Raw genomic sequence first — 18,565 nt, 5'->3', positions numbered from 1 at the left:
GACATCTATTCATCTGATGAGAGGGATTTTATCATCCAGATATTCATAGCTGGGTGGCCGGCAGCGTTAGAAAGTGGTTGTTGCAGTGATGTAAAACCATAGTGCTGATAGATGGCCACGGCCGTAGCCAGTTCAGTAGTAGTTTCTAGATAAAGCTGTTCATAACCTGCTAGACGGGCTTCCTGGAATATCCGCATTATCAACCGGCTGGAATAACCTTTGCCACGACTATTTTTAGTGACATACAGTTTTTGTAATTCAGCAATCTTATCAGACACAGGTGCAAAGCCACCACAGCCAACGAGTTGACCTTCATCTTCCAGAACAAAGTAAGCTGCCCTCTCTTGCTGTTGATAATAGTCGGCCAAATGATCTAGATGAGAATCAAAGTAGACAGTTCCTGGTTTGTTAAGTCCGAATTCTTCTAGGCTGGCTCGAATGAGCTGCGCTACAGCCGGATTGTCTCTCACTTCCATTGGCCGTAAGTTCATGATAGTCCTCCGATAGGATGTATCGACTAGTTAAACAATACCTTGCGCAATCATAGCATTTGCTACGTTTTCGAAGGCAGCAATGTTAGCACCAGCTAGGTAATCTTTGCCAAGTCCGTAAGTTTCAGCAGTTGTTTTAGCTGTGTTGAAGATATTTGTCATGATGTCTTTGAGACGGCCGTCAACTTCTTCGCGAGTCCATGACAGACGAAGACTGTTTTGGCTCATTTCCAGAGCGGATACTGCTACACCACCAGCATTGGCAGCTTTGGCAGGTCCGTAGAAAATACCATTCTCTTTGTAAACTGCGATAGCATCCAGGTCGCTCGGCATGTTGGCACCTTCAGATACACAGATAACGCCTTGAGCAACCAAACGTTTAGCTGCGTCACCATTGATTTCATTTTGTGTCGCACATGGCAGAGCGATGTCATATTTCTCAGCGTAAGTCCAGACAGAACCTTCATGGTAAGTAGCAGTTGCTTTTTCAGCAGCATATTCTGTCAAGCGAGCGCGGCGTTTTTCTTTAACATCAACCAAGAGATCAAAGTCAATACCGTTTTCATCGATAACATAACCGTTTGAGTCAGATACAGAGATAACAGTTGCACCAAGCTCTGTTGCTTTTTGAAGAGCGTATTGGGCTACGTTACCAGAACCAGAAATAACCACCTTCTTGCCAGCAAAGCTTTGGCCGTTAGCTTTAAGCATTTCTTCTGTGTAGTAAACCAAGCCGTATCCTGTTGCTTCTGGACGGATCAAGCTGCCGCCAAATCCAAGGGGTTTACCAGTCAAGACCCCAGCATCGAATTGGTTAAGGCGTTTGTATTGGCCATAGAGGTAGCCGATTTCACGTCCGCCGACACCGATATCACCAGCTGGAACGTCAAGAGATGGACCGATGTGTTTTTGCAATTCTGTCATAAAGCTTTGGCAGAAGCGCATCACTTCAGCATCAGTCTTACCTTTGGGATCAAAGTCAGATCCACCTTTACCACCGCCGATTGGCAGTCCAGTCAATACATTTTTAAAGATTTGCTCAAATCCGAGGAATTTCAAGATACCTTGGTTTACAGTTGGGTGGAAACGAAGTCCGCCTTTATAAGGGCCAACTGCTGAGTTAAATTGTATGCGGTAACCACGGTTGACTTGTACGTTGCCTTCGCGGTCTACCCAAGGAACACGGAAGCTGATAACGCGCTCAGGCTCAGTAATACGTGCTAGGATGTTTTCTTCAATGTATTCTGGGTGTTTTTCGAAAACGGGCTCCAGAGTATTGAGAAACTCTTCAACAGCTTGGAGGAATTCTGCCTCGTGTCCGTTGCGGGCTTTTACGGTCTCGAAAGTGCTTTGGATATATTCTTTAGCAGTTGTCATCTGTCATTCTCCTTTAAATAAAATAGTAAACCATCCTGTCGGAAGCTGCTTGCAGCTTGTGTGACGAGGATGTGTTTAAATTTTTAAAACAGGCATCTTTTAGATGTCATATTTTATTACATGGAACATTATAGCAGACTTTTTTTCTCTTGTAAAGAAAAAAGTTGAATTTTCTAAAAATTTCCACAATTTATTTTCTGAAACATTCCAGAAAATAGTCAAGCGAACGGGATGTTTTCCGAACGTTAGTCAGGAATTGCCGGTTTAAAAAACGAAAAAGTGGAGTTTGGTGATATAATAGAGGAAATGAGCTAAAGGCACTCGCCTTCAGAAAAAAAGGAGCGTTTTACTATGGTTTCGACATCTACACAGATTGCTGGTTTTGCATTTGACAACTGCCTGATGAATGCAGCTGGGGTTGCCTGCATGACAAAAGAGGAACTGGCAGAAGTCAAAGATTCTGCTGCGGGAACGTTTGTGACCAAGACAGCGACACTGGAATTTCGTCAGGGAAACCCAGAACCGCGCTATCAGGATGTTCCGCTGGGGTCTATCAACTCCATGGGCCTGCCCAACAATGGTTTGGACTACTATCTTGACTACCTGCTGGAACTCCAGGAAAGCGAACCAAATCGCGCTTTCTTCCTCTCTTTGGTCGGTATGTCGCCAGAAGAAACTCACACCATTCTTAAGAAAGTGCAGGCAAGTGACTTTAAAGGCATTACTGAGCTCAATCTCTCCTGCCCCAATGTCCCTGGCAAGCCGCAGATTGCCTATGACTTTGAAACGACGGAAAAGATTTTGTCAGAGGTTTTTGCTTATTTTACCAAACCGCTGGGTATCAAGCTGCCTCCTTATTTTGACATCGTGCATTTTGACCAAGCCGCTGCGATTTTTAACAAATATCCGCTCAAGTTTGTCAATTGTGTAAACTCTATCGGAAATGGTCTTTATATAGAAGATGAGTCAGTGGTCATTCGTCCGAAAAATGGCTTTGGAGGTATCGGAGGTCAGTACATCAAGCCGACCGCTCTGGCCAATGTCCATGCCTTTTACCAACGTCTGAAACCGGAAATCCAAATCATTGGTACTGGTGGTGTCCTGACGGGGCGAGATGCCTTTGAGCATATCCTCTGTGGAGCCAGTATGGTGCAGGTAGGAACAACCCTTCATAAAGAAGGAGTGGCAGCCTTCGAGCGTATCACCACAGAACTCAAGGCTATTATGGAAGAAAAAGGCTATGAAAACCTGGAAGATTTCCGAGGGAAATTGAAGTATATTGAGGAGTAATCTTCTATACAAGAGTTGTAGTGATTTGAAATGAAGAACATGGCTGGGTTGATTGTCATTAAGACCCAGCTTTTCATATCAATTTGAAGAAAGTTCTAATCAAATTGCTATAATTTCAACTTCTTTTATGAGAAAATAGGTGCAAAGAAATGAGGTGTTTTTATGGCTGAAATTTATTTAGCAGGCGGATGCTTCTGGGGCTTGGAAGAGTACTTTTCTCGCATTGAGGGTGTGGAGGAAACGACAGTGGGCTACGCCAATGGACAAGTAGAAACAACCAGCTACCAGCTGATTCACCAGACGGACCATGCAGAAACAGTTCATCTAATCTATGATGAAAAGCGAGTCAGCCTGCGGGAAATCCTGCTCTATTATTTCCGAGTTATTGATCCTCTGTCGGTCAATAAGCAGGGAAATGATGTGGGGCGTCAGTATCGGACGGGCGTTTACTATACGGATCAAGCCGATAAGGCGGTCATTGAGCAGGTCTTTGCTGAGCAGGAAAAGCAGCTGGGACAAAAGATTGCTGTTGAGCTAGAGCCTTTGCGCCACTATGTCCTAGCTGAGGACTACCATCAGGATTATCTCAAGAAAAATCCTGGTGGCTACTGCCATATCAATGTCAATGATGCCTATCAGCCCTTGGTCGATCCAGGCCAATACGAGAAGCCTACAGATGTGGAACTAAAAGAGCAGCTGACGGAAGAGCAGTATCAGGTGACCCAGCATAGTGCGACAGAGCGCCCTTTCCATAATGCCTACAATGCCACTTTTGAAGAAGGAATTTATGTAGATGTGACGACTGGTGAGCCCCTCTTTTTTGCTGGAGACAAGTTTGAATCTGGCTGCGGCTGGCCTAGTTTTAGCCGGCCGATTGCCAGAGATGTTCTAAAATACTATGAAGACAAGAGTCTTGGCATGGAGCGGATTGAAGTGCGCAGCCGTTCTGGCAATGCCCATCTGGGGCATGTCTTCACAGACGGACCAGAAGCAGCAGGCGGCTTGCGCTACTGTATCAACTCAGCAGCTCTGCGATTTATTCCAAAAGAGAAAATGGAAGCAGAAGGATATGGCTATCTGCTGACCTTCATGCAGTAAAAGGGCATAAAATCAACTCAAATGCTTCAATCAGTCATATAAATTTTTTATCACGGTGATAAATTATTTATATAAGCCAAGTCTCCTTGAACATGGTAAAATGAGAAGTAATCTTATAAAATAGAAGATTTAGAATTTTATCCATTAAAGGAGAATAAATGATGAATTTGAAAAAAATCTTTTCAGTAGGCTTAGTTGGCCTTGCAGCCTTGGGTTTGGCAGCTTGTGGAGGTTCTTCTAGTAAGGAGAGCAAATCAGCAGACGGACCTGTAACCGTCAAGGTTGGGGTAATGAGCCTGAGTGATACAGAAGAAGCGCGCTGGAACAAGGTTCAAGAGATTCTTGACAAAGAAAATGCAGGCGTTAAATTAGAGTATACACAGTTTACCGACTACTCTCAGCCTAACCAAGCTCTACTTGACGGTGATGTGGATATCAACGCTTTCCAACATTACAACTTCCTTGAAAACTGGAATAAAGAGAAGGGAGCAGACCTTGTGTCTGTTGCGGATACTTATATCGCACCTATTCGTCTCTACTCTGGTACAAAGGACGGCAAAAATAAATACACAGATGTGAAAGACATCCCAGAAAATGGTACGATTGCCGTTCCAAATGATGCGACAAATGAGAGTCGTGCTCTTTATCTTCTCGAATCAGCTGGTTTGATCAAGCTTGATGTTAAAGGTAAGGAACTTGCGACTGTTGCCAACATCAAAGAAAACAAGAAGAATCTGACAATTTCTGAGTTGGATGCTTCTCAAACACCAGCTTCTCTGACTTCAGCAGATGCTGCAGTTGTCAATAATACTTTCGTCCGCGAAGCAGGTATTGACTACAAGAAGGCCCTCTTCAAAGAAGAAGCCAATGAAAACTCAAAACAATGGTATAACCTGATTGCAGCGAAACCAGATTGGAAGAAATCAGACAAGGCTGACGCAATTGAAAAAATTATCAAGGCTTACCACACTGATGAAGTGAAAAAAGTTATCGAAGAATCATCAGATGGCATGGATCAACCAGTTTGGTAATTTTTTACCGGCAGAAGGTCATTGTATTGAATAAATGAAATGATTAAGAAGGGCGGAGATTAGCTTCTCCAGCCCTTTGTCTGCTATTAGGGTCATTTAGTTTGAACAGTATCTAGCTTTGAGCTAGGTTGGTACAGATTGCAACTTATGATTTTACATTTCCCTAGTCGAGCGACAGACGGAAATCAAACTAAAAGGCTACAGAGGATACATCACATATTGGACAAATCAAGGAGTGAATCGGAAATTATGGGCAAAGAAATTATCAAATTGGATCACATTGATGTCGTTTTTAATCAAAAAAAGCAAAACATTAAGGCCGTAGAAGATGTGACCATTCATATTAATCAGGGAGATATTTATGGAATTGTAGGTTATTCTGGTGCCGGAAAATCTACTCTGGTTCGTGTCATTAACTTGCTGCAGGTGCCGTCTGCCGGTAAGATTACGGTGGATGATACGGTTTTCTATGATCATCATCAGGTTCAGCTTACTGCGGCTCAGCTACGTCAAAAGCGTAAGGATATCGGGATGATTTTCCAGCATTTTAACCTCATGGCTCAGATGACAGCCAAGGAAAATGTTGCTTTTGCGCTTAAGCATTCACCTTTATCAGCTGCTGAAAAAGAGAAGAAAGTTCACACTCTTTTGGACTTGGTAGGCTTAGCAGATCGGGCGGACAATTATCCTGCCCAGCTGTCTGGCGGTCAGAAGCAGCGGGTGGCCATTGCACGGGCCTTAGCCAATGATCCCAAAATCCTAATCTCGGACGAGTCCACATCTGCTCTGGATCCTAAGACCACCAAGCAGATTCTGGCTCTATTGCAGGATTTGAATCAAAAATTGGGTCTGACTATTGTCCTCATTACCCACGAAATGCAGATTGTCAAGGACATTGCCAACCGGGTAGCCGTTATGCAGAATGGTCAGCTGATTGAGGAAGGTTCAGTTCTGGATATTTTCTCTAATCCCAAGAATGAGCTGACCCAAGACTTCATTACGACTGCAACGGGTATCAATGAGGCCATGATCAAAATCAATCAGCAAAAGATTGTGCAAAACCTGCCGGAAAATTCCATTCTGGCCCACCTGAAATACTCAGGTGTGGTGACGGACACAGCCATTATAAACGATATTTACAAGCAGTATCACATATCTGCCAATATTCTTCACGCCAATATTGAGATTTTAGACCATGTACCAGTCGGAGAAATGGTCGTTATCTTATCTGGAGAGACCAAGCAACTGGCGGCGGTGCAGGAAAGTCTGCGCGAAGCAGGAGTAGAGCTGCATGTTTTGAAAGAAGGGAGTAACTAATGCTACAGCTGATTCAACAATTTATGCCCAATGTTTATAGAATGGGCTGGTCTGGGCAGGCTGGCTGGGGAACAGCTATTTACCTGACTCTGTATATGACTATCATTCCTTTCTTTATCGGAGGGATTCTAGGCTTTATCGCAGGTCTCTTGCTTGTCTTGACAGGGCCGAGAGGTATTTTGGAAAATAGACTTGTCTTTTTCGTATTGGACAAGGTTACCTCTATCTTCCGGGCTATTCCGTTCATCATTCTCCTAGCCCTCATCAATCCTTTTACTCGGATTATTGTGGGAACTGGGATTGGACCGACTGCTGCCTTGGTGCCTCTTTCACTGGCTGTTTTTCCTTTCTTTGCCCGTCAGGTTCAGGTGGTCTTATCCGAACTAGACCGAGGAGTCATTGAGGCGGCGCAGGCTAGTGGAGCAACTTTCTGGGACATTGTCGGTGTTTACCTGCGGGAAGGTCTGCCGGACTTGATTCGGGTGACGACTGTTACGCTCATCTCTCTGGTTGGTGAGACCGCTATGGCCGGAGCGATTGGAGCTGGTGGACTAGGAAATGTTGCCCTGACTTATGGTTATCAGCGTTTCAATCATGATGTGACCATTCTTGCGACTATTCTTATTTTGCTGCTCATCTTCTTTATTCAGTTTGTTGGGGATTTCCTGACACGGAAGATTAGTCATAGATAATGATTGACAACTAGAGCCTTAGCTGGGGCTCTTTTTTATGCCATAATTTTATAAAAAGACTTGCACAATTAGATTAGGCTTGTTATAATAGCTAAAATCTTTTGAAACCAAGTGTTGGGAAAGTGAGGATATGGCGGATGAAAGCTTATACAAATGTCAATCTGGTGACCTGTGACAGCGCATTTCATGTTTACCGGGACGGGCTGCTAGTGGTTGAGGACGACCGCATTGCCTACTGTGGTCCCTATGAAGAAAACTGGCTAGGGAAGTGCAGTGAAAGAGTAGATTATGAAGGTGCTTGGATTATGCCAGGGCTGGTCAACTGTCATACTCACTCGGCCATGACCTTGCTGCGCGGGATTCGTGATGACAGCAATCTGCATGAATGGCTGGAGGATTATATTTGGCCAGCAGAAAGTCAATTCACAGCGGATTTAACGACCCAGGCTGTCCAGCTGGCTCTGGCTGAAATGCTGCTGTCAGGAACAACGACTTTTAACGACATGTATAATCCTCAGGGAGTGGATATTGACCGGATTTATCAGGCTGTGCGGCAGTCCGGTATGCGCTGCTATTTCTCACCAACCCTCTTTAGCTCAGAGGCGGAAACTGCAGAAGAGACTCTGGCTCGTACTCGTGCCATTATTGAGAAAATTCTCTCCTATGACGATGAAGGTTTTCAGGTCATGGTGGCGCCTCATTCGCCTTATGCCAGTGATGAAGCTTTGCTCAAGGGCAGTCTTGAGCTAGCGCGTGAACTGGATTTGAAGCTTCATATCCATGTGGCGGAGACACAGGATGAAAATAAAATCATACTGGAGCGTTATGGTAAACGGCCGCTGGCTTTCTTGAAAGGCCTAGGCTACTTGGAGCAGCCAGCAATTTTTGCTCACGGAGTTGAACTGAATCCGTCAGAGATTGCGGATTTGGCGGCTTCACCAGTCAGCATCGCCCACAATCCTATCAGCAACCTCAAGCTGGCTTCCGGTGTAGCTCCGGTGACCGACTTACTAGCCGCTGGGGTGACCGTTGGCTTAGCGACAGACTCTGTCGCTTCCAATAATAATCTGGACATGTTTGAAGAAGGCCGGACAGCTGCTCTCCTTCAGAAGATGCGGGCAGGCGATGCAACCCAGTTTACGATTGAGCAGGCCTTGAAAGCTTTGACTATTGAAGGAGCCAAGGCGTTGGGATTGGATAACAAAATCGGTAGTCTGGAAGCGGGCAAGCAAGCCGATTTCATTGTCATTCAGCCTAAGGGACGGCTTCATCTCTATCCTTTGGAAAATATGCTGTCGCATCTAGTATACGCGGTCAAGGGCAGCGATGTTCAGGATGTCTACATTGCAGGGCAGCAGGTTGTCCGAAATGGCCAAGTGCTGACCGTTGATGTAGGAAATTTTGTGTAAGTGTAAAAGCTTAAAATGGAAGTGAGGAACAAGCCTTGCTTCCATTTGTTTTTATAAAATTCTACAAATTATTCAGAAAACGCTTGCAATTTCTCTGGCTTCTGATATAATGGACTTATGGATTGTTACTGGTCAAGCAGGCAAAACCTAAGCAAATACGAGATACGAAGCAGTTTCTTGCTTTCTATTTGGTGTGTGTTTAGGTTTTTTTCGTGCCCTATTTTCTGGGAATAGGAACAGACTGCTAACCTAAAAAATACAAGGAGGATCCATTATGGCTAAAGACTATACAGAATTAGCTCAGGATATTGTTGCCCATGTAGGTGGCAAGGATAATATCACAAAACTGGTACACTGTGTGACACGCTTGCGTTTTTCTCTAAAGGATGAATCTAAGGCAGATACAGACTATCTGATGAAGCGCGACGGAGTTGTAACGGTTGTCAAGGCTGGTGGTCAATATCAAGTTGTTATTGGCAATCATGTGCCTGATGTCTACGAAACTGTGCTCAAGGTTGCTGGTATTTCTGGTGAGGGCAGTGTTGATGCAGACGATGATGCTGTGGAAGGAAATCTGTTTGACCGCTTCATTGCGCTCGTATCTGGTCTCTTCCAGCCTATGCTTGGTACCTTGTCAGCAGCAGGTATGATAAAAGGTGTGGTAGCCATTATGGCAGCCTTAGGCGTTGCCAAAACAGATGGTGCTTATGTTGTTCTCAATGCAGCTGGTGATGGTATCTTCCAGTTTCTTCCTTTAATTTTAGCTATTACATCTGCTAAACGTTTCAAGATGAATCAGTTCACGGCTTTGGCTATCGGTTTTGCCTTGGTTTATCCAAATATCGCTGCTAGTTTTACAGCAGAAAAACCGCTTTATACACTTTTTGCAGGTACACCTATCGAGTCTCCGATTTTCTCGACTTTCTTCGGTCTTCCTATTATCTTCCCTGCATCTAGCTACCTGTCAACGGTCCTTCCAGTAATTACAGCTGTTTGGGTTGGGGCCAAGATTGAAAAAGGCTTTAAAAAAATCATTCCAGATGTTGTCAAAGTCTTTATCGTACCATTCTTTACCCTTTTAATTACAGTGCCACTGGCCTTTCTGGTCATCGGTCCGGTCATGAGTTGGGCGTCTGATTTGGTTGGTGCTCTCTTTACAGGTATCTATGATTTTAGTCCGGTGCTATACGGTATTGTTCTTGGTGCTGCTTGGCAGGTTCTGGTTATGTTTGGTCTTCACTGGGGCTTGGTGCCACTAGCAATCTTGGAACTTCAAAAGGGTCCAGGTGTCATTCTGGTTGCCTCTATTGCTATCTGTTTTGCACAAGCAGGTGCTCTAATTAACATCATGATGCGAACCAAGGAAGAGAAGGTTCGTCAGCTTTCAATTCCAGCTTTCATCTCAGCTCTCTTTGGTGTAACGGAGCCAGCTATTTACGGGATCACACTCCCTATGCGCTTGCCATTCATCATGACCTGTATTTCTGGAGCTCTGACTGGTGCTTATCTGGCTTTCTTTGATGTTAAAATGCAGGTTATGGGTGGTTTGGGACTCTTTGCTATTCCATCCTTTATCGAAGCTGGCAATAGCATGACTTTGATTCACTTCCTCATTGCTATTGTGGCAAATTTTGTGCTAGGTTTTGGCCTGACTCAGCTGGTCAAGATTCCAAATCTTTTCGGTAGTCCGTCAGAAAAAGATGCTGCTGAGTCTTTAGATTCTGAAAAAGAAGCAGTCTCAGCGGGAATTACAGAGCAAGTCGTGACCAGTCCATTAGCTGGCGAGATAATCGCTCTTGAGGACACTCCGGACGCAGTTTTTGCCAGCGGAGCTATGGGCAAAGGAGTTGCCATTGAGCCTAGTGTCGGTGAAGTAGTAGCGCCTGCTGATGGGGTCATTCGCCTGCTCTTCCCTACCAACCATGCTATTGGTTTAGCTACGGATGATGGAGCAGAACTGTTGATTCACGTTGGTATGGATACAGTAGCCCTTGACGGAAAAGGGTTCACAGCCCATGTTGTCCAAGGCTCTAAAGTCAAGAAAGGTCAGCTTTTGCTTAGTTTTGATATCGATACTATCAAGGAGGCTGGTTATCCAGTGACAACTCCAATCATTGTTACTAACACAGCCAATTATAAGCAGATTGAAGTCCTTGCAAAAGGAGAAGTTCAGCTTGGTGATCAGCTCTTAGAATTGAAAAAATAGATAATGAAGCAGGAGAATGGGAGAAAGTGCCGCAATTTGGAGATTGTAGCATGCTTCTCCCCGCTCCTGCTTTTTGCTTTGCTTTCCTTTTGACGGTAAAAATAGTACAATATAGTAAATGTTGATGCACTATTATCAAGTAAGAAAAAGCGGAGAAATGTGATGGATAAAAAATTTCTTTGGGAGAAGATTCAGACTTTTTTTCAGGAACTTTGGAAAAAGATATCGGGTTTTGTTGCAAAGCATAATCTTTTAGTAGATGCTTACCATGCTTGGCGGGACTGGTTTAAGGAACTTCCATTTCCTCGTCCCAAAATCTTTCAAAAACAGCTTAGCAATCGCCAGTTTGTCGGAGTGCTTTTGACCGTAGTAGGGCTGTCAGCCAGCTTAATCCTCTTGTCAGAACATTTGCAGGATTTTACCTTTCTGTCTCCTAGTAAGAAAGAGCAGCAGTCAGATTCCTCTCAGAATCAGACGGTTCGCATCATGGCAACTGGGGATTTGCTTTATCACGATGGCCTTTATCTGAGCGCTCAGAAAGAAGATGGCACTTATGATTTTTCTGAGAATTTCCACTATGCCAAGGAATGGCTTCGGCAGGGAGATTTGGTCTTAGGGGACTTTGAAGGCACGATTCGGCCGGACTATCCCTTGAATGGCTATCCGCTCTTTAATGCTCCAGAAGCCGTAGTTCCAGCAATCAAGGATGCTGGCTATCAGGTGATGGATCTGGCTCATAATCACATTTTAGACTCTGGCTTGGAGGGAGTTTTCACTACAGCTCAGGCTTTTGAAAAAGAGGGAATCACTCCCGTCGGTGTTTATCCGCATGAAAGCCGCAGTCAGGCACCGCTCTTGATAAAGGAAGTAAAAGGCATTAGGATTGCACTGCTAGCCTACTCTTATGGCTACAATGGCATGGAGGGGCTTCTCAGTCAGGAAGACTATGACAATCGACTGTCCGATCTGGATGAAGAAAAGATGCGAGCCGAGATTGAGCGGGCAGAAAAGGAAGCAGATATTACAGTCGTCATGCCTCAGATGGGGATAGAGTACCAGCTGGAGCCGACAGAGGAGCAGATGACCCTCTACCATAAAATGGTTGACTGGGGAGCAGATATCGTCTTTGGAGGGCATCCGCATGTGGTTCAGCCGGCAGAGATTTTAGAGAATGACGGCCAGAAGAAGCTGATCATGTATTCTATGGGGAATTTCATTTCCAATCAGCGCATCGAAACTATGGAGGGAATTGAAAATGCTCATTGGACCGAGCGCGGAGTGCTGATGGATGTTACCATTGAAAAGACACCAAAGGGCACACAGATAAAAAGTGCCCAGGCTCATCCGAGCTGGGTCAGCCGAGTTGAAAAGGGCACTACTTCGGCAGACGGTCTACCTTTATACACTTACCAGACCTGGATTTTGGACGATTTTGTCGAAGGTGGCAAGTATCGAGACAAACTGGATCAAGAAACCAGAGCACGGATTGATACCGCCTATCAGGAAATGAATTCTCATGTTGGACTGAATTGGCCGGGGCAATAAATTGCTTGAATATGATTTTAGCCAGATTGGATTTACCAATCTGGTTTTTGCTATTTTGAAATTTAAGATTTTGTTATAATTAAAAAGGATTATAGAACTGTTAATGAATGAAACTGACCGCTTTCGAGCTCGTCTATTATGTTATTGGAAATAAAATGAAATGTATTTTGGTTTGTGGTTGCTTTTGTATCTTATACCTATGTTTATCTTGTTTTTGTTGCTAGTGTGCTCCCTGGTCTTGTTGATTTTCTGCCTGTTTCTGAGAAGAAATCTCTTCAAGGAAAAGCAGGGCCGCAATTTGCTGCTAGCTATCCTTTGGCTGGGGCTCTTCAATCTCCTGCTGAACTTGCTAGTATAGAAATGATGAGTTCGTAAGGAGAACAATCCAAATGAAATGATAGAGACTAACTTTATCCTTGTTTGCTGAAACTAAATATTGATTGAGAATTAAAGAAAGGCGAAATATGAATTTTTTTGAACAACTTTTTCTTTTAATAGACTTTTTAATTCACTTTTTACCACTCTTATTTATCTTTGTTGTTTTTATCGTTTCATGGATAGTTTATATCTGTATAAAGAAACCTTTCTACAAAAGCATTTATGGGAAAGTGATTAGTCTACTCTTTTTGGGAACTTTGATTTGGAATCTGGTTTATTTTGGCGGAGAAGATCATGGCGGCTCCTATCAATTAGTCAAATTAAAGCCAGGCGAAGCTGTTTATGTAAAGATTAAAAAGCCTTATCTTGACCTAATAAAGGGTTCAGGAGTCAGTGTTTTAAAATTTAAAGATAAAACAGATGGGAAAATTAGAATATACGATTCTTATTTGAGAGAGCAGATAGGTGAAAATGAGTATATCTATGATGCAGAAAAAAAGTCTGTTCACTACTATAATGAAAAGGATGGGGGGATAACAATCCCAAACGAACAGGCTTTATCCGATTTAGGTGTTGAGTTTAACGAAAACTATAGCATTGATGTCAACTTTACCCAAAATAGAGCGTTTGTTTTTAGTGTAAGCGACAGTGATCAAGATATCACTGTCCAAAACGAATCAGATAAACCCATATCTTTTTATGTCAAAGCCTATCACAGAGTCTATGGCTCAGAAGGTAGGGACCGAGATATAGAATAATATCTTACAAAACATGGTGCTGTTTCTATCCTTCTTATAATATTAGCATTACAAAAAACGAATACCTCCAAGTTCACTTAGCTTAGCAGGTATTCGTTTTTTATTTTCTATTTTAGAGCTTCATTTCTTCCGATACTGGCTTGGTGTCATTTGGTAGTATTTTTTGAACTGGCGGTTGAAGTTGGACAGGTTATTAAAGCCTGCTTGACTGGAGATTTCCAGTACAGAGAGATTGGAGTGCTGCAGGAGTTCGGCTGCCTTGCGCAGGCGGAATTGAATCAGGTACTCAATGCAGGAAACGCCCAGATGCTTCTTGAAGAAGTTCATGAAATGGGTGGAGCTGTAGCCGCAGATGCCAGCTAATTGGTCAATATTTAGGTCTTCTTGGTAATGGGCATTGATGTAGTCGATGATGGAGCGAATCTTTTCTTCCTTGCGGTAGCCTTCTGGTGATAGGTCTTTGGAAATGACATAGCCATTCTCAAAGAGCAGGTAGAAGAGCTGGTTAAGCTGGGCTTTGAGCTGAAACTCGTAGTGAGATTTGCGGAAATAGCCTGTTTCCATAGCTGCTAAGAGGTACTGGCGAATCTCGGCATAGGCTGTATCCGTAGGCTTGATAACATGAGTCAAGTCCAACTGGCCATTGTAGAGGGGCTGCAAGTAGTTGATGCTGGCCTGATCCATGGCAGAGTAGCCCATCAGATCCAGATGGAAATTAATGGCGTCCATATAATGACGCTCGTCGTTGATGGGGTGGATGGAGTGCAGGGCATTGGGGCGAATCAGGATAATATCACCTTTTTCGCTGTTAAAGTAGTCGTCATCAATATGAAATTGTGCTTTTCCTTCGTGGACATAAATCATTTCAACATCGGTATGCCAGTGGAAAAGAATATCTGGATGACCATTTTCAGTGATGGTGCGGGTCAGAGAATAAGGGGTTCCTTGGTTTTTAAAAACGGTATTTTTATGTAGTTGGCCTAAATCAATCATGGGGACACTCTTTCATAGAATAGTACAATTTATTAAGATAATTGTGTTAGAAAATATGTTTGACAACTATTATAATATAAATATAAAAAAAACGAAAGCGAGAAAATGCAAATGGGTAAATTTCCGCAGAATTTCCTCTGGTGCGGTGCAACTGCAGCCAACCAGTATGAAGGTGCCTATAATATGGATGGAAAAGGCCTGTCTGTTCAGGATGTGACTCCAAAAGGCGGAGTGCCAGCCAAGCCAGGTGATTGCAATCCTTTGATTACCGAGGAGCCGACACCAGATAATCTCAAGCTAGAAGGGATTGATTTCTACCATCGTTATAAGGAGGACATTGCCCTCTTTGCGGAGATGGGTTTCAAGGTTTATCGGACTTCCATAGCCTGGTCTCGGATTTTCCCAAATGGAGACGAGCAGGAGCCCAATGAAGCTGGTCTGCAATTCTATGACAATCTTTTTGATGAACTGGCTAAATATGGCATTGAGCCGCTGATTACCCTGTCTCACTATGAAACGCCCCTGCATTTGGCGTGTCAATACAATGGCTGGGCCAACCGTGATTTGATTGGCTTCTACGAGCGCTATGTTCGCACGGTTTTTACCCGCTACAGGGACAAGGTCAAGTATTGGCTGACCTTTAATGAAATCAACTCTGTTCTCCATGCGCCCTTTATGAGTGGCGGCATTGCCACGCCAGCTGAAGAGTTATCCAAGCAGGACCTCTATCAAGCGGTCCATCATGAGCTGGTGGCGTCTGCCTTAGCAACGAAGATTGGTCATGAGATCAATCCTGATTTTAAGATTGGCTGTATGGTTCTCGCCATGCCGGCCTATCCCATGACACCTAAACCTGAAGATGTGTTGGCAGCACGGGAATTTGAAAATCAAAACTATCTCTTCTCTGATATCCATGTGCGTGGAAAATATCCAGCCTATATCAATCGTTTCTTCAAGGAGAATGGGATTGAGATTCAGTTTGCGCCGGGAGACAAAGAGCTTTTGGCTGAAAATACTGTAGACTTTATTTCCTTCTCCTACTATATGAGTGTAGTTGCGGCCCATGATCCGGAAAATTATTCTTCCGGCCGAGGCAATCTTTTAGGTGGTATCCTAAATCCTCATCTGGCTAGCTCAGAATGGGGTTGGCAGATTGACCCAGTCGGCCTGCGCTTAGTGCTAAATAGCTTTTATGACCGCTATCAACTGCCTCTCTTCATCGTGGAAAATGGTCTCGGTGCCAAGGATGTCTTGGTGGATGGTCCAAATGGTCCAACGGTTGAAGATGACTACCGCATTGATTATCTCAAACAGCATTTGCAGCAGGTAGGAGAAGCTCTGGAAGATGGCGTAGAACTGCTAGGTTACACGACTTGGGGCTGTATTGATCTAGTCTCAGCCAGCACGGCAGAACTTAGCAAACGTTATGGCTTTATCTACGTTGACCGCAACGATGACGGTAGCGGAACTCTAGCCCGCTACAAGAAAAAATCTTTTGATTGGTACAAAGAAGTCATTGCGACGAATGGAGACAGTCTCTATCAGGATTGAATGACTTAAACAAAATAGCTCCTTATAAAATAAACCAAGTCCTATCTGGCTTGGTTTTTTAATATTTTAAGATGGGAATTGGCTGAATCCTCTTGATTTTAAAAGCAAGATGAGAAAAGGCAGTGTTTCGAGGGAATCTGTCTCTATAAAAAAATAAGAATTTATTCGCAAAATTGCAGATATTTGAATCCGTTTACAAAAAAACAAAGACACCTCAAATAAAATATGGTATAATATATTAAGAATATTTACTTCAGGAGGGGAAATCATGAGTAGGAAAATCCGTTTCATTTCTCTGCTTACTCTGTTGATTTGTTTTCTGATGGGCTGCAGTCTTTTTCAAAAGAACGGTGGAGGTCCGGGAGAGCAAGGCAGCCAATTTTCGGAAAGTGTTCGTAAGCTGAGAGAAAAATACAGCAAAAATACTCCTTATGATGTCCAAGAAAAGGTCATTCAGATCAAGGAAAATGAGCCTATTACATTTCCGACAGAGGTACAAAAGCCTAACGATTTTGAGACACTGCCACATGAAGGACAGACTGAGTTGATTTCTTCCTTTGAAATTTATGGAGACAGCAACTTACGAGCTATTTTAGGGGGTGACTTTAAGATGAATGATAAGCGGCAGATAGTGATTGAGCCAGCTTATCATTTCTCTGCGACTAGAGTGGAGGCAAATGGAGAGCATACGGAATATGGTCTAGCCAAGCAAGGTGAGAGCTGGGGTGTTTTTGATACGCTCTATTTGCTGCAACGGGATGATGAGCGCACAGGTAAAAAGCTTAAAAAGCCAAAACTTTGGATTGTTAAGATAGATAAGAAAGGGCGTGACAAGCTAGCTCTGAAAACTAAGAGCAGCCTGCTCGGAGATGGTCGCTTGCAGCTAGAATGGACGGAAGTACCGGGAGCGGACTCTTATTCCATTATAAAAAGAGAGTATGTGACCATGCCTGGCAGTGATACTAAGACAGGTCTTTACAACTATAAAGAGGTCGACAGGGTCACTTCGACAGTGTATCGGACAGATTTGCCTACCCACTATGATAGCCGCAACGGAGGCCGTTCTGGTGATGACCCGATACTTGCCAGACAACGGTTGCTGCAGGCTTACGACCAGGATTACAGTAAGAAAACGGTTGAGAAAAAGCCTTATGAACTCCTTGTTGTTCCCCTTAAAGACAAAGAAGCTTTAGGAACTATCAGCAATCCTATCTCATCTGATAGCTTTGCGAAACTGATGCCGAATCAAATCGATTTTCGGACTTTTTCTGACCAGGTTTCCGCCCTGAGGCAGAAAGGAAACATTCCTGAAGAAGCACCGCTGCAGATGATGGATGGCCAGATTCAGAACTTTCCAATCGTCTATGAAAAAATTGAAAAAGAAGGCCGGGATGTCAGATGTCTGGTCTCTATCAAGGGCATGCCTACTGTCAAAACGGACTTTTTCATTGAACAGGCCAGTGTCGAAGAAGTGCAGCCTGTTGTAGATAGGCATAATGAAAAGGTCAATAAAGAGGAAAGCAAGTCGGGTGTTTCAGAGAAATATATCAGCGTAGAGCAGGCAGACTTGGATCTCAAGGGTAAAACAGTCGTTCATGATGTTAGTGACATTGAGGAAAGAGTGGCAGCCAGAAGTGCAGCGCAGGAATATTTTGCTAAGGCCCTTCTGTCAGATGCTGAATATGTTGATTACAGTGAGTTTCCAGAGCTGAGTGAAGGAGATGTCAGTGAATTGCTTCACGATGTTTTAGAGCAAAATCCAGTCATTCAGCAGGGAGTAGTTCCTACCATTGATGCTAAGCAACATGTGGTAAGTTTTAAATACGATGCTGATGAAACTGCCAAATATAAGAAGGCCCGCAAAAAAGTCAAAGAGATTGTCAAAGACATCATCAAAGACCAGATGAGCGACCGAGAAAAGGTTGAGGCAATTAATCAGTATATGATTGAGCATATTAGCTATGATAAGGCTGCTTACCAAGGCTTTTTGAATTACAAAACATCTATTGAGAATAAAGAATCAGAAGAAGCTATTTCAAAAGCGTTTAAAGATATGCAAGACGGTATTCGCAAGTATGAATCTAGTTTTGATATTACTGGTCCGCTATTTGAGGGTAAGGGAGTCTGTCAAGCTTACGCTGTAACTTTCCAGGCTCTTGCTCAGGAAGCTGGTCTCGAAACCATGTATGTGAGTGGAAATACAGATGATTTTGACCCGCATGCTTGGAACTTCGCAAAAGTAGATGGTCAGTGGCTGGCTTTAGATGTTACCTGGAATGACTCTGATGGAGACAGCACTAAAAAAGAAAATGAATACTTGCTATTGGCCATGGATAATCCACTCTACGCACAGAGCCACTATGCCTTTGACAGATACGAAGATGCTATTAAAGAATGATGCTCCAAATAGAAGCAATCTTTAAAAGATG

The 18,565-nt window shown here is 43.5% G+C and carries 15 protein-coding genes; 12 read left to right on the top strand and 3 right to left on the bottom strand.

Features of this window, described 5'->3' with window-relative positions; translation table 11 throughout:
- Window positions 1–5 precede the first annotated feature (5 nt).
- Both O3627_RS05490 and gdhA read right to left on the bottom strand, forming a co-directional pair.
- Complete coding sequence (locus tag O3627_RS05490) at window positions 6–491, bottom strand: GNAT family N-acetyltransferase (RefSeq protein ID WP_002901477.1); 486 nt, start codon at window positions 489–491, stop codon at window positions 6–8.
- 30 nt (window positions 492–521) lie between these two features.
- Window positions 522–1,868 (bottom strand): NADP-specific glutamate dehydrogenase, encoded by a 1,347-nt coding sequence (gdhA, locus tag O3627_RS05485; protein WP_002901476.1) that lies wholly within the window; start codon window positions 1,866–1,868, stop codon window positions 522–524.
- A 351-nt stretch (window positions 1,869–2,219) separates the two neighbouring features.
- On the opposite strand from gdhA, the gene O3627_RS05480 reads away from it, so the two are divergent.
- From O3627_RS05480 to O3627_RS05435, 10 genes are all read left to right on the top strand, one after another.
- Window positions 2,220–3,158, top strand: coding sequence for a dihydroorotate oxidase (locus tag O3627_RS05480; RefSeq protein WP_011836470.1), 939 nt, complete (start codon window positions 2,220–2,222; stop codon window positions 3,156–3,158).
- Window positions 3,159–3,320: 162 nt separating this feature from the next.
- The gene (gene msrB, locus O3627_RS05475) at window positions 3,321–4,256 is read left to right on the top strand and encodes a peptide-methionine (R)-S-oxide reductase MsrB (RefSeq protein ID WP_002901472.1); all 936 of its coding nucleotides are present in this window, start codon (window positions 3,321–3,323) and stop codon (window positions 4,254–4,256) included.
- Between the two features lie 158 nt (window positions 4,257–4,414).
- Window positions 4,415–5,287: a MetQ/NlpA family ABC transporter substrate-binding protein gene (locus tag O3627_RS05470; RefSeq protein ID WP_002896572.1), complete on the top strand. Its 873-nt coding sequence runs from the start codon at window positions 4,415–4,417 to the stop codon at window positions 5,285–5,287.
- A gap of 249 nt (window positions 5,288–5,536) precedes the next feature.
- Window positions 5,537–6,604 (top strand): methionine ABC transporter ATP-binding protein, encoded by a 1,068-nt coding sequence (locus O3627_RS05465; protein WP_343092045.1) that lies wholly within the window; start codon window positions 5,537–5,539, stop codon window positions 6,602–6,604.
- Entirely contained in the window at window positions 6,604–7,296 is a 693-nt protein-coding gene (locus O3627_RS05460) for a methionine ABC transporter permease (protein ID WP_002898357.1), read from the top strand. The genes O3627_RS05465 and O3627_RS05460 overlap by 1 nt, the downstream gene beginning before the upstream one ends.
- A gap of 137 nt (window positions 7,297–7,433) precedes the next feature.
- Window positions 7,434–8,705 (top strand): TRZ/ATZ family protein, encoded by a 1,272-nt coding sequence (locus tag O3627_RS05455; RefSeq protein WP_125382058.1) that lies wholly within the window; start codon window positions 7,434–7,436, stop codon window positions 8,703–8,705.
- Between the two features lie 274 nt (window positions 8,706–8,979).
- The gene (locus tag O3627_RS05450; RefSeq protein WP_343092044.1) at window positions 8,980–10,911 is read left to right on the top strand and encodes a beta-glucoside-specific PTS transporter subunit IIABC; all 1,932 of its coding nucleotides are present in this window, start codon (window positions 8,980–8,982) and stop codon (window positions 10,909–10,911) included.
- A 162-nt stretch (window positions 10,912–11,073) separates the two neighbouring features.
- A complete protein-coding gene (locus O3627_RS05445) occupies window positions 11,074–12,456 on the top strand; it encodes a CapA family protein (protein ID WP_061602600.1) in 1,383 nt (460 codons plus the stop codon).
- A 174-nt stretch (window positions 12,457–12,630) separates the two neighbouring features.
- Complete coding sequence (locus O3627_RS05440) at window positions 12,631–12,831, top strand: RhtB family transporter (protein ID WP_125382056.1); 201 nt, start codon at window positions 12,631–12,633, stop codon at window positions 12,829–12,831.
- Between the two features lie 89 nt (window positions 12,832–12,920).
- Window positions 12,921–13,592 (top strand): hypothetical protein, encoded by a 672-nt coding sequence (locus O3627_RS05435; RefSeq protein WP_125382055.1) that lies wholly within the window; start codon window positions 12,921–12,923, stop codon window positions 13,590–13,592.
- A 120-nt stretch (window positions 13,593–13,712) separates the two neighbouring features.
- On the opposite strand, the gene O3627_RS05430 is transcribed toward O3627_RS05435, so the two are convergent.
- Window positions 13,713–14,585 (bottom strand): AraC family transcriptional regulator, encoded by an 873-nt coding sequence (locus O3627_RS05430; protein ID WP_125382054.1) that lies wholly within the window; start codon window positions 14,583–14,585, stop codon window positions 13,713–13,715.
- Window positions 14,586–14,690: 105 nt separating this feature from the next.
- On the opposite strand from O3627_RS05430, the gene O3627_RS05425 reads away from it, so the two are divergent.
- Both O3627_RS05425 and O3627_RS05420 read left to right on the top strand, forming a co-directional pair.
- Entirely contained in the window at window positions 14,691–16,136 is a 1,446-nt protein-coding gene (locus O3627_RS05425; protein WP_312022693.1) for a glycoside hydrolase family 1 protein, read from the top strand.
- Between the two features lie 268 nt (window positions 16,137–16,404).
- A complete protein-coding gene (locus O3627_RS05420) occupies window positions 16,405–18,534 on the top strand; it encodes a transglutaminase domain-containing protein (protein ID WP_343091978.1) in 2,130 nt (709 codons plus the stop codon).
- Window positions 18,535–18,565 lie beyond the last annotated feature (31 nt).

This window comes from Streptococcus sp. 27098_8_82 (assembly GCF_041431615.1).
GTDB classification, from domain to species: Bacteria; Bacillota; Bacilli; order Lactobacillales; family Streptococcaceae; genus Streptococcus; species Streptococcus sanguinis_K.
Note: the sequence above shows the minus strand (reverse complement) of the source record. Positions and strands in the feature narration are given on the sequence as shown.

What these genes read in the sequence shown, in the direction of transcription:
- O3627_RS05490 (WP_002901477.1), bottom strand. Translation starts at nt 491, where the DNA reads ATGAACTTACGGCCAATGGAAGTGAGAGACAATCCGGCTGTAGCGCAG.
- gdhA (WP_002901476.1), bottom strand. Translation starts at nt 1,868, where the DNA reads ATGACAACTGCTAAAGAATATATCCAAAGCACTTTCGAGACCGTAAAA.
- O3627_RS05480 (WP_011836470.1), top strand. Translation starts at nt 2,220, where the DNA reads ATGGTTTCGACATCTACACAGATTGCTGGTTTTGCATTTGACAACTGC.
- msrB (WP_002901472.1), top strand. Translation starts at nt 3,321, where the DNA reads ATGGCTGAAATTTATTTAGCAGGCGGATGCTTCTGGGGCTTGGAAGAG.
- O3627_RS05470 (WP_002896572.1), top strand. Translation starts at nt 4,415, where the DNA reads ATGATGAATTTGAAAAAAATCTTTTCAGTAGGCTTAGTTGGCCTTGCA.
- O3627_RS05465 (WP_343092045.1), top strand. Translation starts at nt 5,537, where the DNA reads ATGGGCAAAGAAATTATCAAATTGGATCACATTGATGTCGTTTTTAAT.
- O3627_RS05460 (WP_002898357.1), top strand. Translation starts at nt 6,604, where the DNA reads ATGCTACAGCTGATTCAACAATTTATGCCCAATGTTTATAGAATGGGC.
- O3627_RS05455 (WP_125382058.1), top strand. Translation starts at nt 7,434, where the DNA reads ATGAAAGCTTATACAAATGTCAATCTGGTGACCTGTGACAGCGCATTT.
- O3627_RS05450 (WP_343092044.1), top strand. Translation starts at nt 8,980, where the DNA reads ATGGCTAAAGACTATACAGAATTAGCTCAGGATATTGTTGCCCATGTA.
- O3627_RS05445 (WP_061602600.1), top strand. Translation starts at nt 11,074, where the DNA reads ATGGATAAAAAATTTCTTTGGGAGAAGATTCAGACTTTTTTTCAGGAA.
- O3627_RS05435 (WP_125382055.1), top strand. Translation starts at nt 12,921, where the DNA reads ATGAATTTTTTTGAACAACTTTTTCTTTTAATAGACTTTTTAATTCAC.
- O3627_RS05430 (WP_125382054.1), bottom strand. Translation starts at nt 14,585, where the DNA reads ATGATTGATTTAGGCCAACTACATAAAAATACCGTTTTTAAAAACCAA.
- O3627_RS05425 (WP_312022693.1), top strand. Translation starts at nt 14,691, where the DNA reads ATGCAAATGGGTAAATTTCCGCAGAATTTCCTCTGGTGCGGTGCAACT.
- O3627_RS05420 (WP_343091978.1), top strand. Translation starts at nt 16,405, where the DNA reads ATGAGTAGGAAAATCCGTTTCATTTCTCTGCTTACTCTGTTGATTTGT.